General features: G+C 71.2%; 14 protein-coding genes. 8 read left to right on the top strand and 6 right to left on the bottom strand.

All coding sequences use genetic code 11. The features are described 5' to 3' along the window. Positions 1-2: 2 nt before the first annotated feature. On the top strand, positions 3-536 hold the full coding sequence (locus ACFRMN_RS08660) for a DinB family protein (RefSeq protein ID WP_383015359.1): 534 nt from the start codon (positions 3-5) through the stop codon (positions 534-536). A gap of 203 nt (positions 537-739) precedes the next feature. Next, entirely contained in the window at positions 740-1,738 is a 999-nt protein-coding gene (locus ACFRMN_RS08655; RefSeq protein WP_383015356.1) for an alpha/beta fold hydrolase, read from the top strand. A gap of 266 nt (positions 1,739-2,004) precedes the next feature. Here ACFRMN_RS08655 and ACFRMN_RS08650 read toward each other — a convergent pair whose 3' ends face one another. The 5 genes from ACFRMN_RS08650 to ACFRMN_RS08630 all read right to left on the bottom strand — a co-directional run bounded on the left by ACFRMN_RS08650 (position 2,005) and on the right by ACFRMN_RS08630 (position 5,442). Continuing rightward, positions 2,005-2,694 (bottom strand): hypothetical protein, encoded by a 690-nt coding sequence (locus tag ACFRMN_RS08650; RefSeq protein WP_383015353.1) that lies wholly within the window; start codon positions 2,692-2,694, stop codon positions 2,005-2,007. 5 nt (positions 2,695-2,699) lie between these two features. Next, complete coding sequence (locus ACFRMN_RS08645) at positions 2,700-3,293, bottom strand: sigma-70 family RNA polymerase sigma factor (RefSeq protein ID WP_383015350.1); 594 nt, start codon at positions 3,291-3,293, stop codon at positions 2,700-2,702. Then, a complete protein-coding gene (locus ACFRMN_RS08640) occupies positions 3,290-3,511 on the bottom strand; it encodes a hypothetical protein (RefSeq protein WP_383015347.1) in 222 nt (73 codons plus the stop codon). Before ACFRMN_RS08640 ends, ACFRMN_RS08645 begins: the two co-directional genes overlap by 4 nt. A 658-nt stretch (positions 3,512-4,169) precedes the next feature. Beyond that, complete coding sequence (locus tag ACFRMN_RS08635) at positions 4,170-4,517, bottom strand: MmcQ/YjbR family DNA-binding protein (protein ID WP_383015812.1); 348 nt, start codon at positions 4,515-4,517, stop codon at positions 4,170-4,172. Next, on the bottom strand, positions 4,510-5,442 hold the full coding sequence (locus ACFRMN_RS08630) for a DMT family transporter (protein WP_383015809.1): 933 nt from the start codon (positions 5,440-5,442) through the stop codon (positions 4,510-4,512). The genes ACFRMN_RS08635 and ACFRMN_RS08630 overlap by 8 nt, the downstream gene beginning before the upstream one ends. A 184-nt stretch (positions 5,443-5,626) precedes the next feature. On the opposite strand from ACFRMN_RS08630, the gene ACFRMN_RS08625 reads away from it, so the two are divergent. The 6 genes from ACFRMN_RS08625 to ACFRMN_RS08600 all read left to right on the top strand — a co-directional run bounded on the left by ACFRMN_RS08625 (position 5,627) and on the right by ACFRMN_RS08600 (position 12,124). After that, a complete protein-coding gene (locus ACFRMN_RS08625; RefSeq protein WP_383015345.1) occupies positions 5,627-6,484 on the top strand; it encodes a LysR family transcriptional regulator in 858 nt (285 codons plus the stop codon). Positions 6,485-6,624: 140 nt separating this feature from the next. After that, entirely contained in the window at positions 6,625-7,680 is a 1,056-nt protein-coding gene (locus tag ACFRMN_RS08620) for a FecCD family ABC transporter permease (protein ID WP_383015342.1), read from the top strand. A gap of 65 nt (positions 7,681-7,745) precedes the next feature. After that, positions 7,746-8,789 carry a FecCD family ABC transporter permease gene (locus ACFRMN_RS08615; protein ID WP_383015806.1) on the top strand — a complete coding sequence of 348 codons (1,044 nt, stop codon included), beginning with the start codon at positions 7,746-7,748 and terminating at the stop codon, positions 8,787-8,789. A 24-nt stretch (positions 8,790-8,813) separates the two neighbouring features. Beyond that, positions 8,814-9,626 (top strand): ABC transporter ATP-binding protein, encoded by an 813-nt coding sequence (locus ACFRMN_RS08610; RefSeq protein ID WP_383015339.1) that lies wholly within the window; start codon positions 8,814-8,816, stop codon positions 9,624-9,626. A 24-nt stretch (positions 9,627-9,650) separates the two neighbouring features. Continuing rightward, a complete protein-coding gene (locus tag ACFRMN_RS08605) occupies positions 9,651-10,688 on the top strand; it encodes an iron-siderophore ABC transporter substrate-binding protein (RefSeq protein WP_383015336.1) in 1,038 nt (345 codons plus the stop codon). A 158-nt stretch (positions 10,689-10,846) separates the two neighbouring features. Then, positions 10,847-12,124 carry an acyltransferase family protein gene (locus tag ACFRMN_RS08600; protein ID WP_383015333.1) on the top strand — a complete coding sequence of 426 codons (1,278 nt, stop codon included), beginning with the start codon at positions 10,847-10,849 and terminating at the stop codon, positions 12,122-12,124. A gap of 108 nt (positions 12,125-12,232) precedes the next feature. On the opposite strand, the gene ACFRMN_RS08595 is transcribed toward ACFRMN_RS08600, so the two are convergent. Then, positions 12,233-14,380, bottom strand: a complete 2,148-nt coding sequence (locus tag ACFRMN_RS08595; protein ID WP_383015330.1) for an FUSC family protein — start codon at positions 14,378-14,380, stop codon at positions 12,233-12,235. Positions 14,381-14,533: the final 153 nt, after the last annotated feature.

Raw genomic sequence — 14,533 nt, 5'->3', positions numbered from 1 at the left:
CGATGAACGAATCCCGATGTGAGCTGCTGCGCTGGCAGTTCGGCCTCACCTGGCAGCTCTTCGACTACCACCTGGTGCGGCTGGAGCCCGCGGACTTCCTGTGGGAGCCGGCGTCCCACTGCTGGACGGTACGGCGGGACGCCGACGGGACATGGGTGCCTGACTGGGCGGAGACCGAGCCCGATCCCATCCCTGTCCCCACGATCGGCTGGCTGAGCTGGCACATCGGATGGTGGTGGAGTGTGACCATCGATCAAGCGCGGGGCCGGACGCCGCGGGAGCGGGAGGAGATCGGATGGCCGGGTGACGGCGAGGCCGCCATCGCCTGGCTGCGCGCCCTCCGGGAGGAGTGGCTGACGGTACTGGACCGGCTCACCGACGCCGACCTGGACGCCACCGCCCCGTTCCCGTGGCAGAACGACCCCGAGCACACCGTCGCCCATATGGCCGGCTGGGTGAATTCCGAGCTGATGAAGAACGCGGCCGAGATAGGCCAACTCCGGCTGCTGCGCACGGCGTCCGCGGACACCCCGTAGGGCGTGTCCCTGAGCAGGTCCTCTCCCTGAGCGCGTCCTCTCCCTGAGCCGGTTTGCCGAGTCGGCAAAGAAACTTGCCCCTGGTCCAGCCGCGGCGCCATGGTCGTGACGGCGGCGCTCATCACGACGCGGCGCCGACAGGCGGTTGCCCCGCCGTGGTACGCCGTCGGCACGACCGACGCAGGAACGTTCAAGGAGGACACATGTCTCAGCCCGCTCAGGTACCGAATGTGACACACCGGCTGGTGGATGTTCCGGGCGGCCGGATCCATCTGGTCGAGCAGGGCACCGGTCCTCTGGTCCTGCTGGTCCACGGGTTCCCCGAGTCGTGGTACTCCTGGCGCCACCAGCTCCCGGTGCTCGCCGAGGCCGGGTACCGGGCGGTGGCCGTCGATGTCCGGGGCTACGGGCGCTCCTCGAAGCCCCGTGACATCGAGGCGTACCGGATGCTGGCCCATGTCGCCGACAACGTCGGTGTCGTGCACGCGCTCGGCGAGGAGACCGCGGTCGTCGTCGGCCATGACTGGGGTTCGACCATCGCCGCCAATACGGCGCTGCTCAGGCCCGATGTCTTCACCGCCGTGGGACTGCTCAGCGTTCCCTACGCGCCCCGCGGCGGTTTCCGGCCGACGGACGCCTTCTCCCTGATGGGCGGCCCCGAAGAGTTCTATGTCAGCTACTTCCAGCGGCCCGGCCGGGCGGAGGCGGAGATCGAGCGCGATGTCCGTGGATGGCTGGCGGGGTTCTACGCCGCGTTCTCGGGCGACGCGGTTCCCCCGGCCGACGGCGGCGACCCACACTTCGTCCCGGCGGGCGGGAAACTCTCGGACCGCTTCCTGGACGCCTCCTTGCCCTCGTGGCTCGGCGAGGCCGATCTCGACGTCTACGCACACGAGTTCGAGCGGACCGGGCTGACCGGAGCGCTCAACCGCTACCGAAACATGGACCGCGACTGGGAGGATCTGGCGGCGTGGGACGGGGCGCCGATCACCCAGCCCTCGCTGTTCATCGGCGGTGCGCTCGACGCGTCCACGACCTGGCTGGCCGACGCGATCGCGGCGTACCCCACGACCCTCCCCGGTCTGGTCTCCTCGCACATCCTCGAAGGCTGCGGGCACTGGGTGCAGCAGGAACGCGCCGACGAGGTCGGCCGGCTGCTGACCGACTGGCTGCGTTCCCTGCCGGTCCGGGCGCGGAGCTGACCGGGGACGGGCGCGGAGCTGACCGGCGCGTTCCACGACTCGGCCGTCGCCGCACACTGCTCCCTGGACAGCATCGCCCGTACCCCGCTGTACGTCCTGGCCGCCGGCCGTGCTGAACGCCTTCCGGGACACGGCCCTCCGCCGGTGACAAGGCCAGGAGAGGTGAGGAGGCCCGAGAGGTGAGGAGGGGGCGGGCGAGGGGTCGGCCGCGGCACCTCACGGCCGACCACTCGTCCGCGGACCCTGAATCCGCGTGCCGGGCGCGTTCACAGCGCGTCGGCGAGTTCCCCGATCTGTTCCGCGAGATGCGGGTCGGGGTGGGGAACGCTGCCGAACTCCTCGTCCTCCTCGATCGTCAGACGCTGTACGGCCGCGCGCAGCGCCGGGCTGGGCGGGCGTCGGTGGTGTGTGGTGGGGTGGCAGACGCTGAGCCGCCCCGCCGGGAGCGCCACGAGCCCGGAGTCGAGATCGGCGGCCTGGTCCGCCCAGTGCGCGGCGTCGCGCCGCTCGCCTCTGCCGAGGTGGAGGAGATAGAGGCAGTAGGCGGCCGTGGGGTTGCCCGCGCCGGCCGCGAACTGCCACCAGAACTGGGCGCCTTCGTGCCATCCGGCCAGGTTCAGCAGGCAGGCGAAGTACAGCGCGCCATCGGGGTCGATACGGCGGGAGTTGGCGAGCCGGGACAGCTGCCCGGCCGCGTCGATGCCGTGCAGCGCCTCGGCCGACAGGGCGTGCAGATCCTTGCCCGCCTGATCGTGGACGGTCGGGAAGACATCGGCCGGGGCCATCGGCCGGGGCCGGTCGATACCGGCGCCGCGGGCGACGGAGCCGTCGAACATGAGGGTGTCGGCGACATCACGGGCGAGCTGTGCCTTGGAGGCGGCGAGATCGTACTCGGCGAACGCGTCGGGGATCACAGCGTCTTCCAGGACCTCGTCGATGCCGCGCGGGGGCTGCATGGGGTTCACTCCTTCTCCTTGCCGGCGTCCGCGTACAGGGGCAGACCGAGTTTCTGGGCGATACGTCGCTTGGCCAGCCGCCGGTGGGAACGGACGGTGTCGCGCTCCACACCCATGATGCGGGCGACCCGGTACGAGGGATAGCCCAGCACGTACAGCAGCACGATCACGTCGTACTGCCGCTCGGGCAGGGAGGCGATGGCGGTGTAGAGGCCGAGGGAGGTCTCCATCACCTCGAACGTGCACCGCACCGACTCAAGCACCGCACGGGCGGTGCGCTGGAACGCGGCGGTCTCCACCAGCTGCGGGTCCAGGCCCGCCAGCCGCAGATGGGTGTCCACCCGCGCCTTCAGCAGCGCCCACGCGTATGCCTCCGGGCTCTCCGCCCGCATGACGCGCTCCCAGTTGAGGGCCAGATGGGAGAAGCAGCGGCGCACCACCGCCACCGCGGCGGCCTTGTCACCGAGCATGGCGTGGGCGTAGTTCAGATAGGCCTTCACATACAGGTCGTGGAAGGCCTCCAGGGCGGGCGGCAGGGTGTACTGCACCTCGGCCAGGTATTCGCCGTGGTCGTCCGGCGACGGGAGGTCGGTGTTCACGGCTGGGCCTCCTCGTCGTGGGCGGCGGGTGTGAGCACTTCGGTCCGGGGAGCACGAGGAGCACGGGGAGCGCCGTGGTGGCGGTCCTCTATCAGCGCGGCGGCTCCCACCCGCACCCCGGCGCGCAGCAGACGCCGCGTCAGGTGGCGCAGGTCCGAGGCGAAGACGCGCACGGCGGTGGCGAGCACCAGCAGGGCGAAGACGTCGTTGGGCGTCACGTCATGTCCTTCTTCTACTGAGCAGCACCCTCGAACCCCCGCTGGTGCTGGAGGACTTCGGTGTCCTCAAGAAGCAGCTTTTCGGACCGGGGTGGTCAAACGTGCAATGCGGCACCCAAGAAAAATACGGAAAGCGATCATCCCCTTACATACAGATGCCATCCCATCCGCCTCATACGCCACACCGCGTGAGCGGAAGAACACCGTCAGGTAGGCTCCGACCTGCGTCGACGCGACAGCGTGAACAGAGCCGCCGTCAGTCGCCCTCGCGTCGAGCTCAATCCATATTCGATCCGAATGTGGTGCAGATCACTCAGTTGTGGCGCACTACTTGGCACGTACTCTCAGCCGACGCCCAATCAGCGCGGACGCCGTCGCGGGACGGGCGTCCGCGACTCGGCGGCGAGCAGCATGCCGACCCCGGTGTCCCATCGACATCAGTACCGCCCGCCGTTCGGCCGACCGGGTGAATTCACTTCCGTGTCGGCCCGTGTCTCCGCCGAACTCCACCGATGCGGGTCGATCGCGGGCTATGGTCTTCTCAGTTCGCGGGTACGAATCCCGCCGCCAGTCCCGGCTGACGTGATCGAGCAGCACGCTGACGTAATCGAGCAGCACGACGCCCCCTCCGACGGAGGGGGCGTCGTTGTTGTGCGGCTCAGCCCTTCGGGGTGGGGAACGCTTCCACGAGGCGGTCCGGAGCGGCCTGCTTCCAGGAGTCCACGAGGATGTCGCGCAGCTCGTCCAGATCCTCCAGCGCGCTCAGCCGCACCCGCACCCACGCGGAACTCGCCTCGTGCGGCGGCACCCAGAACTTCTCCGGCTCGGCGGCGATCAGCTCCGTCCGTTCGTACCGGGGGCAGCGCACGGCGAACGACGTCTGATCGTCCGGGACCGTGACGAACATCTTCCCGGCGACGCGGAACGTGGGCATGCTCCACGCCTCCTTCTCCACTGTCTGCGGGAGGGACAGCGCGATACGGCGGACTTCCTCGGCATCAATCACGGTCACGTCCACCATGGTAAATGCCGTCCGGCGCTCGCCCCGCACGCCGGTTCCGCCGGTACGCGAACCACCCCGCGGCGCTACTAGCCCTGTCCGGTACGGAGCCGTCTGCCGATGAGCCGCGGCCGGTCGTGAGGACGCTGACCGTATTGGCGGTCACGATCGCCGCGATGGCGAGCCATTCGATCGCGCGCGGGGTCTGGTCCAGGACGACCAGGCCAACCAGGGCCGCCAGCACCGGATTGACGCTCATGAAGACGCCGAAGAAGTGGGCCGGAATCCTGCGCAGGGCGAACAGGTCGGCGAGGAACGGGACCGCTGAGGAGAGGATGCCCGCGGTGGCCGCGTAGCCGAGCGCGCCCGTCGTCGGCGGGTGGTGGATGAGGACGGTGACACCGATGGGTATGTACAGCAGCGCGGACAGCCCGGCGGCCGCCGCCGAGCCCTCCGCTCCGGGGAGCCGGCTTCCGACGGTGCGGTTGAGCAGGATGTAGGCGGCCCAGCACATCGCGGCCAGCAGTCCAAGCGCGATGCCCGGATAGTCGGTGGTCGGCTGGGGGCGGGCCAGTACGACGACGGCGGCTCCGGCGATCAGCGCGCAGCCGAGGTCCACCGCGCGACGCGTGGCGGCCAGCGCCACGGCCAGCGGTCCAAGGAACTCCAGCGTGACCGCCAGCCCGAGGCCGATGCGGTCGATCGCGGTGTACAGGGACAGATTCATCGTGGCGAACACCACCGCGAGGGACAGCACCGGCCACCACTGCCGCCAGGTGAACGAGCGCACGCGCGGACGGCCCACGGCCAGCAGCACGGCTCCGGCCACCCACTGCCGTACGGCCACCACCCCTGCCGGTCCGATCACCGGAAAGGCGAGCGCGCCGGTCGCCGCGCCGACCTGGTTGGACAGTCCGCTGCCGAACATCATCGCCACGCCGGCCAGCCGGCCGGAGGCGCTGGAAACACCGCCGGAAACCCCGTCGGAATCACCGCCGGGAGCCCGTGTGCCCCCGGCCCGTCGCGCTCGTACAGGCATCTTCATGCGGCGGAGCATGCCCGGTGGCACACCCATGCGAAAAATGCCCCGGCGCCGCCATCCATACGCTGGGGTTATGGATATGGAACTGCGGCATCTGCGCTGTCTGGTCGCGATCGTCGAGACCGGCGGTTTCACCGACGCCGCGATCGAGTTGGGTGTTTCGCAAGCGGCGGTCTCCCGCACACTGCTGTCGCTCGAAGAGATCCTCGGTGTGCGGCTGCTCCACCGCACCAGCAGGAGCGTCACGCCCACCACCACGGGCGTACTGGTCCTGACGCGGGCCCGGCAACTGCTGGCGGAGGCGGACGATCTGATAGCCGAGGCCACCACCGGCCACACCCGGCTGCGTATCGGCCACGCCTGGTCGGCCATGGGTCGCCACACCGCGGAGTTCCAGCGCCGCTGGGCCGTCCTGCACCCGGACATCGAGCTCCGGCTGATCCGTACCAACTCCCCCACCGGCGGTCTGGCCGAAGGCCTCTGCGATCTCGCCGTGGCCCGCGCCGCCTTCGACGAACGGCGCTTCGCGAGCGCGGTCGTCGGCCGGGAGCGCCGCTACTGCGCCCTGGCCACCGACGATCCCTGGGCCAAGCGCCGCTCCCTCGGGCTGGCCGAAGTCCGGGAACGGACGATCCTCATCGACCGGCGTACCGGCACCACCACGGCCGGTCTCTGGCCGGACGGCGCCCGGCCCACGGTGGAGTACACCCAGGACATCGACGACTGGCTGGCGTTGATCGCCACCGGCCGCAGCATCGGGATCACTCCGCAGAGCACCGTCAGCCAGTACCGACGTCATGGGATCGTCTTCCGGCCGCTGCGCGACGCCCCGCCGATCGCGGTCCGGCTCATCTGGCCCCGGCACGACCCCCATCCGGCGACGGACGCCGCCGTCACCCTTCTGACCGAGTTGTACCGGCCTCCCCGGTGACATACGCGCACCGTCTTCAATGTTAGGGTCACCTTACTTTTTGGACGGTGAGATTCCGCCCGGTGGACAGCCGGTGGCGGAGAGGCAGTGAGGGCGGCTCAGATGCGCGGTGGCGCGATCGGTTCGAAGGCCGGCGGGGCGTGACGGCGGACTCGCTGACCGGCGTGGAGACCGAGAAGGCCGGTCGTGCGGTCCGGAGCCGTCCGCTGCTCGTCGCGGGTCTGCTGGTGACCGCGGGCGTGCTCGCGGTGGTGATCTGGGCGAGCCTGGCGATCGGTTCGGGTGACGCCGGCGCGGGTGATGTGCTGCGCGCGCTACTCGATCCCGATATGTCCGACAAGGGGCAGCTGATCGTGCGGGAGGTGCGTGTTCCGCGTACGGTCGCCGGCCTTCTGGCGGGCGCGGCGCTGGGCCTGGCCGGTGCGCTGATGCAGGGGGTGGCCCGTAATCCGCTGGCCGACCCGGGCATCCTCGGGATCAACGCGGGTGCGTCGGTGGTCGTGGTGTTCGCGATCGGTGTGCTCGGACTGACGGAGCCGCCGCAGTACATCTGGTTCGGGTTTCTCGGTGCGCTCGGCGCGGCTCTCCTGGTCTATGGAGTCGGTTCGCTCGGCCGGGAGGGCGCCACGCCCGTGAAACTCGCGCTCGCCGGCGCGGCGACCAGCGCCGTCCTCACCTCGCTGACCACCGCCATGCTGCTGGCCGACCGTCAGACCTTCGACCAGTTCCGCTTCTGGCAGGTCGGATCGATCGCCGACAGGGACACCGCGGTGCTCTGGCAGGCGCTGCCGTTCATCGCGGTGGGCGCCGTGTTCGCGCTGGCGCTGGGGCCACGGCTCAACGCCCTCTCACTCGGTGACGACCTGGCGCGGGCGCTGGGGCAGCGTGTGGGCCTGGCCCGGCTCGCGTCGGCCATGGCCGTGGTGCTGCTGTGCGGCGCGGCCACCGCGATCGCGGGACCCATCAGCTTCGTCGGCCTCCTCGTCCCGCATGCCGCGCGGGTCATCACCGGCCCCGATTACCGCTGGATCCTGCCGTACAGCGCGCTTCTGGCGCCCGTTCTCGTGCTGGTCTCGGACATCGTGGGGCGGGTCATCGCCCAGCCCGGCGAGGCACAGGTGGGAATCGTGACGGCCGCCATCGGTACGGTTCCCTTCGTGCTGCTGGTGCGCCGCCGCAATCTGGTGGAGCTGTGAGGAAGTTGACGGCGGAAGTGACACGTGACGTGGCCGGGAAGCTACGGGCCCCCGGCGGCGCGTTCATGGATGAGCGACTGGCCGGCGCCGTACGGGAGGTCGCCCTGGTGCGCCGGGCGGGCCGGGCCCGTGCCACCACCGTCTCGGTCGTCCTGCTGGCCGCCGTGCTCGCCGCGCTGGGTCTGGCACTGTCCGTGGGCGATTTCGTCGTACCGCTCCGCGAGGTCATCGCCACCCTGGCGGGCGGGGGCGACCCCGGTTCGCGGTTCGTCATCATCGAGCTGCGGCTGCCGCGCGCGCTGACCGGTCTGCTGGTGGGGGCCGCCTTCGGACTCTCGGGGGCGGTGTTCCAGACGCTGCTGCGCAACCCGCTGGCCAGCCCCGACATGATCGGTATCACCTGGGGTGCGAGCGCCGCCGGCGTGCTGGCCAGTGCGTTCTTCGGCGCCGGCGGTCTCCCGCTCTCGGTCTGTGCCCTGGGGGGCGCGGTGCTGACCGCGGTGGCGATCTACGTACTGGCCTGGCGGGAGGGCGTCGCCGGATACCGGCTCGTGCTGGTCGGTGTCGGCATCGGCGCGGGGTTGTCCAGCCTGGTCTCGTACCTGCTGACCAGCTCTGAGGTGACCGAGGCGCAGAAGGCCCTCGCATGGCTGACGGGCAGCCTCAACGGCCTGTCCTGGCAGCAGATGTGGCCGCTGCTCGGGTCCATGGTGGTGCTCGTACCACTGACGTTCCTGGCGGCCCGGTCGTTGCCGGCGCTGCAACTCGGGGACGACACCGCGCGGGGGCTCGGCACTCGGGTGGAGCGTGGCCGGCTGGCGCTGATCGGCTGCGCGGTAGCGCTCGCGGGGGTGGCGACGGCCGCGGCGGGACCGGTGGGTTTCGTGGCCCTCCTGTCGGCGCCGATCGCGCGCCGGCTGCTGCCGCGCCAGGGCGCCGCCCTGCTGCCCGCCGCGCTGACGGGAGCGTTGATCGTGAGCGTCGCCGACTTCGCGGCACAACATCTGGGCCCCGTCCAGCTCCCGGTGGGCGTGGTGACGAGCATGATCGGCGCCCCGTATCTGCTGTGGCTGCTCGCCCGGTCGAACCGTGTCGGCAAGGGCGGCTGATCGATGGAACGGAAGGAGCTGCGCATGAGTGCGGAGCACACGCTGGCGGCGCGGGACGTCCGGCTCGGCTACGGCGGCCGCGAGGTCGTCAGCGGGCTGAGTCTGGAGGTACCGCCCGGGGCGATCACCATGATCGTCGGCCCGAACGCCTGCGGGAAGTCCACCCTGTTGCGTTCGATGGCCCGGCTGCTGGCGCCGTCCTCGGGCAGTGTGCTCCTGGACGGCAGGAGCGTCCAGGAGATGCCGACCAAGGAAGTGGCGTCGGTGCTCGGCATCCTGCCGCAGAGCCCGGTGGCGCCGGACGGCATCACGGTGAGCGATCTGGTGGGCCGCGGCCGCTATCCGCACCAGGGATGGTTCCGCCGCTGGACGGCCGAGGACGACAAGGCCGTGGCACGGGCGCTGCTGGCCACCGATGTGCTGGAGCTCGCCGGGCGGCCGGTCGACGAGCTGTCCGGTGGCCAGCGGCAGCGGGTCTGGATCGCCATGGCGCTCTCCCAGCGCACGGACATCCTGCTGCTGGACGAGCCGACGACCTTCCTCGACATCAGCCACCAGCTCGATGTACTGGACCTGCTGACCGATCTGAACCGTGAGTACGGCTCCACCATCGCGGTCGTCCTGCACGATCTGAATCTGGCCTGCCGGTACGCCGACCATCTGGTCGCGATGAAGGACGGGCGGATCGTGGCGGAGGGCGCTCCCGCCGAGATCGTGACGGCGGAGCTGGTGACGGAGGTGTTCGGGATGCGCTGCTCGATCGCCGAGGACCCCGCGTCGGGCACGCCCATGATCGTACCGATCGGGCGTCATCACATCACCCCGCTTCAGGCGTGATTTAGGGTAGGCTAACCTAATCTCATGTCATCGCGAAAGAATCCCTCCGCTCCCCCCGCACACCGTTCCCGGCCGGCGCCCCTCGCGCTGTGGGCCGTACTCGCCGCCCTCGTCGTGGGGTTGACGGCCTGCGGCACGACGACGGACTCCGGCAGCGCCTCATCGGAAGCATCGTCCGGTGCCGAGGACGGTGTCTTCCCCGCCACCGTCGCGACCAAATTCGGCGACATCACCGTGCGGAAGCGGCCCGAGCGCGTTGTCGCGCTGGGCTGGGGCGATGCGGAGGCCGTGCTCTCGCTCGGCGGGCAGCCCGTCGGAGCGAGCGACTGGCTGGCGTTCGGCGGCGACGGGGTCGGCCCCTGGGCGAAGGGCCTCTACAAGAAGAGCCCCCAGCTGATCGGCACACTGGAGCCGGAGTTCGAGAAGATAGCGGCCCTCCAGCCCGATCTCATCCTGGACACCAAGTCCAGCGGCGACCAGTCCCGTTACGACACGCTCAGCAAGATCGCGCCCACCGTCGGCGTCCCGAAGGGCGGCGATCAGTACAAGATCTCGTGGCGCGAGCAGACCGAGATGGTCTCGACCGCCCTCGGCGTTCCGGAGAAGGGCAAGGCGCTCATCTCCGAGACCGAGAAGAAGTTCCGGGACTCGGCCGCCGCCCACCCCGAGTTCAAGGACAAGACCATCACCCTCGGCTCCCGGACCAGCGATGGCTTCGGCGCGTATGTGCACGGCACGGGCCGTGTCGACTTCGTCGAGCGCCTCGGCTTCAAGAACAACCCGGCGGTCGACGCCAAGGCCGGCGCGTCGTTCTACATCGACGTCTCGCGCGAGAACCTCGATCTGCTCGACGCCGAGCTGACGGTGATGACGCCCATCGGGATCCCCGCCGCGAAGATCAGCGACGACCCGCTGTACCGGGCCGTGCCCTCCGTCAAGGCAGGCCGCTCGGTGGTGTTCGATGACGAGACCCTCAGCGCGGCCTTCTCGACGGACTCGGTGATCTCGGTGGCGTACGCGCTGGAGAAGGTCGTCCCGCTGTTCGCCGAACCGCTGAGGTAGCCGCTGGACGAGCAGGTCCGAAGTGGCGTCGTTCGCCCGGAGGGCGGGCCCGGGGACACCGGTGTGGGGTGGACGGGTGGTGTGGGACGGACGGGTGGTGTTTCTGAGTTTTCGATTAACTCCCGCGTGCTTCGCCGCATCGTGGGCACGGGCACTGAATGGACTCCCCACCCACCACCGCGGACACACGAGGCAGCGCGGGCACCGCTGCCGCACACCTACCCGACCGGGCCGGACACCACACCACCCGACCCGCTGTCGCCCTGGCTCTCCTCCCACGACGGGTCGAGGGCCGGCTCGTCCGGGGCGGGCGCGGGTTCCCCTCCGCGCTACGGGCCGACGGGCGGGTCCGGGGCGTGGACGGTCTGCGGGCGCTGGCCGTCGGGGTGGTCATCGTCTATCACCTGGAACCGGGCCTGCTGCCGGGTGGCGCCCTGGGGGTGGATGTCTTCTTCACCATCAGCGGCTTCGTCATCACCCGGCTGCTGCTGGCCGAGTTCGCCCGCACCGGCGATGTCGCCATGCGGTCCTTCTACTGGCGGCGCTGGCTGCGGCTGGTCCCCGCCCTGCTGGCCGTCTGCGCGGTGTGCGCCGTGCTGGCGCTCACCACGGGGCTGCGGAGTTTCGACGGCGCTTGGGCGGCGATCGTGCTGGCCGCCACCTTCCTGATGAATATCGTCAGGGCCGCCCAGCCCGGCGTCTATTCGAGCGACACCTCTCTGCTGTCCCACACCTGGTCCCTGAGTGTGGAGGAGCAGTTCTACCTGGTCTGGCCGCCCGTACTGGTGCTGCTCCTGCGGCGGGTGGGCGCGCGGACCGTGCTGCTCTGCGCCGCGGTGCTATGTCTGCTGCCGCTGGTCTGGCGCGTGATCCTGTGGAACCCGACCGCGGCGCACCGTATCTACAACGGCGTCGACACCCGCGCGGACCAGCTGCTGGCCGGTGCGGTACTGGCGCTCCTGGTGGCCCGGCTGCGTACGGACGACCCGCGGCTGGCCGCGCTGCGGCGCTGGTCGGCGCGGCTGGCCTGGCCCGCGCTGGGGGTCCTGGCGCTGATCGTCCGGTACGTACCGATGACCGGCGCGAGTGCCTGGACCATGCCCTGGTACACCGTCGGCTTCCTGATGACCGCCGTGCTGTCGGCGACGGTGGTGGCGGCACTGGAACTCCAGCCGCGTACCTGGCTCTCCCGGGGACTGTCCCTGGCCCCGCTCGTCTGGGTCGGCCGCAACCTCAGCTATGGCCTCTACCTGTGGCACTACCCGCTCAGTCGGCTCGTCTCCGATCTGGGGGTGGGCGCCACGTGGCACGCGACCGTCACGGTCGCCGCCAGCCTCGCCGCCGCCACGGCCTCCCACTACCTGATCGAGAACCCGCTCACCCGGCGGGCACGCGCACGGCCCGCCGCCGTCCCCGCCGTCCCCGCGGTCACCTGACGGCATGACGGCATGACGGCATGACGGTGTCATGGCATGACGATGTCAGGGACGGGCCGGGACGGGATCGACGGCCGTGGTGGTGCCGTGGTGGTGACGGGCACCGTCTCAGGCGACGGTGGTCAGGGACTGGATACCGTGCAGCTCGGTCATCACATCGCGCAGCGAACGGCAGTCCTTCGGGACCGGCGGCAGCGCGGGCATCGGGGTGCCACGACCGCCCTCCAGCGCGTCCGCCATCGCGGCCAGTGCTCCGGTCACCCACCGTGCCTCGGTGGCCGTGGGCAGGGGCACCCCTTGCTCGACGCGTACGGCGCAGACGGTGGCGGCGTCGACGACGCGCTCCGCGCGTGCCATGACGGCCAGCCAGTCGTGGCGGTGTGCGCGGTGGAGCCCCGGCAGTTCGGCCGCGGCCGTCTCCGCCGCGGCCCGCGCCTCGGAGAGCGCCCGGTACGCGGCGTACCGCAGCGCGATGCCCGTCGCGTCTCCGCCGCGCGGCGCCACCGATGGGCCCGGCGCGCCCGTGGATGTGGCGGGCGCGGTCCCCGGGTCGTCCAGAACGTGCCGCAGATAGCGTTCCGTATGGCGCAGCGCGACGGCGAAGCGGTGGCCCACCCGCACGCGCGGGTCCGTCAGATGCGGAAGGTGGCCGACGAGCAGGACGATCCCGCAGGCGAGTGCCGTGTCCAGCAGCCGGGCGGCGGTCGCCTCGGTGTCGCCCACCGCGTACACGAAGGAGAGGACGAGCAGGGTCACCACCGCGGTCTGGAAGCCGAAGTGGCGGGTGGCGACCGGTATGAGCGCGCCGCCCGCCACGACCACGGCGACCAGCCACCACAGGCCGCCGAGTCCCGCCATGGCCAGAGTGAGGACGGTGAAGACGAGCACGCCCGTGGCGGTGCCGGCGACACGGTTGACCACACGGGAGAAGAGCGGCCCCAGATCGGGCTTCACCAGAAAGGCCGCGGTGGCCGGGAGCCAGTACCAGTGGGTCTGGTGGAGGCTGAGCGCGACGGCGGCGCTGGCCGCCACGCAGAGCGCCACGCGCAGCGCGTTCTCGCGCCTGGCGGGGGCGAACGCGCGGCCGAGCGTACGGAGCGAGCCGGGCCCGGTCAGCTCCTTCAGCGCCCGGCGGGCGCTTCGGGTGTTCAGGGACGGACGCGGGCGACGCGGGGGACGCACCGGGCGCGTCGGCTCGTACGGTAGGGGCGGTAGGGGTTGTACGGGCGGTACAGGCGGTACGGGCCTCTCGCGCAGCGCTGTGCGGTCGAAAGTCACCGCCGCGGCCAGCAGCGCCCGGTCGAACGCGCCGCGCTGGACCGTGTCGGAGACGGGGCTCGCCAGAGCACCGGGGGCGGAGTCGGCGCGTACGGCGGCGGCCAGCAGGCGCGGTGCGTCCGTCACTTGCCCGGGCAGCGGCCTGCCCTCCCAGAGCAGTGCGATCCCGGCCTCGCACAGGGCGGTGGCGGCGGCGAAGCGCTCCGTTATCCGACGCTCCTGAGCGGAGCCGCGGCCCTCGCGCCGGCCGGGGAAGGGCAGCAGCCGCATCAGGCGCAGTGACTCGTCGGCGCGGTGCTGTGCGGCGATCAGCCGTCGGCGGGCGGGCTCCGCGTCGGGTCCGCCGAGGGCGTGCAGGGCGTCGGCGAGCGCGTCGAAGACCGCGGCGACGGCTTCGCGTTCGCCCTCGCGGCGGGCGCCGCGCCGCAGGATGTGCCGCGGGGCGCGCAGCAGGAACCGGAGCAGCAGGAGCCAGACCGCGCCGCCCAGATAGCAGACGGCCTTGAACCACGCGGGGCCCGGTATCGGCATCCCGGCGCCGATAGCCGCGGTGACCAGATACTGCATGGCCGCCGCCGACCACACCGGGCCGGTCACACTCAGCGCGCCGGAGAGCCAGCCCACCACGAAGAGCGCGGGTACGGCGGTCCAGCGGCTCCCGGCGTCGGCGAGCAGTCCGCCGCACAGCAGCCCGAGGGCGCCGCCGACGGCGGGCAGACCGATGTGGACCACACCGGTGCGCCGTGTACCCGGCCGGTCGTTGACACCGGCGAGCATCGCGCCGAGCCCGGCGAGGACCGCCGGGCTCAGGTGTCCGGACAGCAGTCCGAGCGCCAGCAGCGGTCCGGCGCTCAGGGCGCCGCGGAGCGCGGCGGTCCACGGGATGGGCGCGGAGCGCCAGCCCAGGGGGTGCGTGAGCCACGCGGGCAGGGACCGCCCGGCGGGGGAAGAGGGGCGGGAGGAAGGCGGTGCGGGCACGAGTCTCCTGTACGACCGGTCTCGTAGAGCGAGGGAAGCAGACCGGCGGGCAGCGGCGACCGCGTGTCCCGACCGTAACACCAACGTTCGCCCTTCGAGCCGCCGTTCTGTTACGCGCGGATGTCACACGCGTTCCGAGGCGGTGCGGCTCCT

Source organism: Streptomyces sp. NPDC056835 (assembly GCF_042789485.1).
In the GTDB taxonomy this organism is placed as follows: Bacteria; Actinomycetota; Actinomycetes; order Streptomycetales; family Streptomycetaceae; genus Streptomyces.
The sequence above is the reverse complement of the archived record's forward strand: the minus strand, read 5'-3'. Positions and strand labels throughout refer to the sequence as shown.

What these genes read in the sequence shown, in the direction of transcription:
- ACFRMN_RS08660 (WP_383015359.1), top strand. Translation starts at nt 3, where the DNA reads ATGAACGAATCCCGATGTGAGCTGCTGCGCTGGCAGTTCGGCCTCACC.
- ACFRMN_RS08655 (WP_383015356.1), top strand. Translation starts at nt 740, where the DNA reads ATGTCTCAGCCCGCTCAGGTACCGAATGTGACACACCGGCTGGTGGAT.
- ACFRMN_RS08650 (WP_383015353.1), bottom strand. Translation starts at nt 2,694, where the DNA reads ATGCAGCCCCCGCGCGGCATCGACGAGGTCCTGGAAGACGCTGTGATC.
- ACFRMN_RS08630 (WP_383015809.1), bottom strand. Translation starts at nt 5,442, where the DNA reads ATGATGTTCGGCAGCGGACTGTCCAACCAGGTCGGCGCGGCGACCGGC.
- ACFRMN_RS08625 (WP_383015345.1), top strand. Translation starts at nt 5,627, where the DNA reads ATGGATATGGAACTGCGGCATCTGCGCTGTCTGGTCGCGATCGTCGAG.
- ACFRMN_RS08615 (WP_383015806.1), top strand. Translation starts at nt 7,746, where the DNA reads ATGGATGAGCGACTGGCCGGCGCCGTACGGGAGGTCGCCCTGGTGCGC.
- ACFRMN_RS08610 (WP_383015339.1), top strand. Translation starts at nt 8,814, where the DNA reads ATGAGTGCGGAGCACACGCTGGCGGCGCGGGACGTCCGGCTCGGCTAC.
- ACFRMN_RS08605 (WP_383015336.1), top strand. Translation starts at nt 9,651, where the DNA reads ATGTCATCGCGAAAGAATCCCTCCGCTCCCCCCGCACACCGTTCCCGG.
- ACFRMN_RS08600 (WP_383015333.1), top strand. Translation starts at nt 10,847, where the DNA reads ATGGACTCCCCACCCACCACCGCGGACACACGAGGCAGCGCGGGCACC.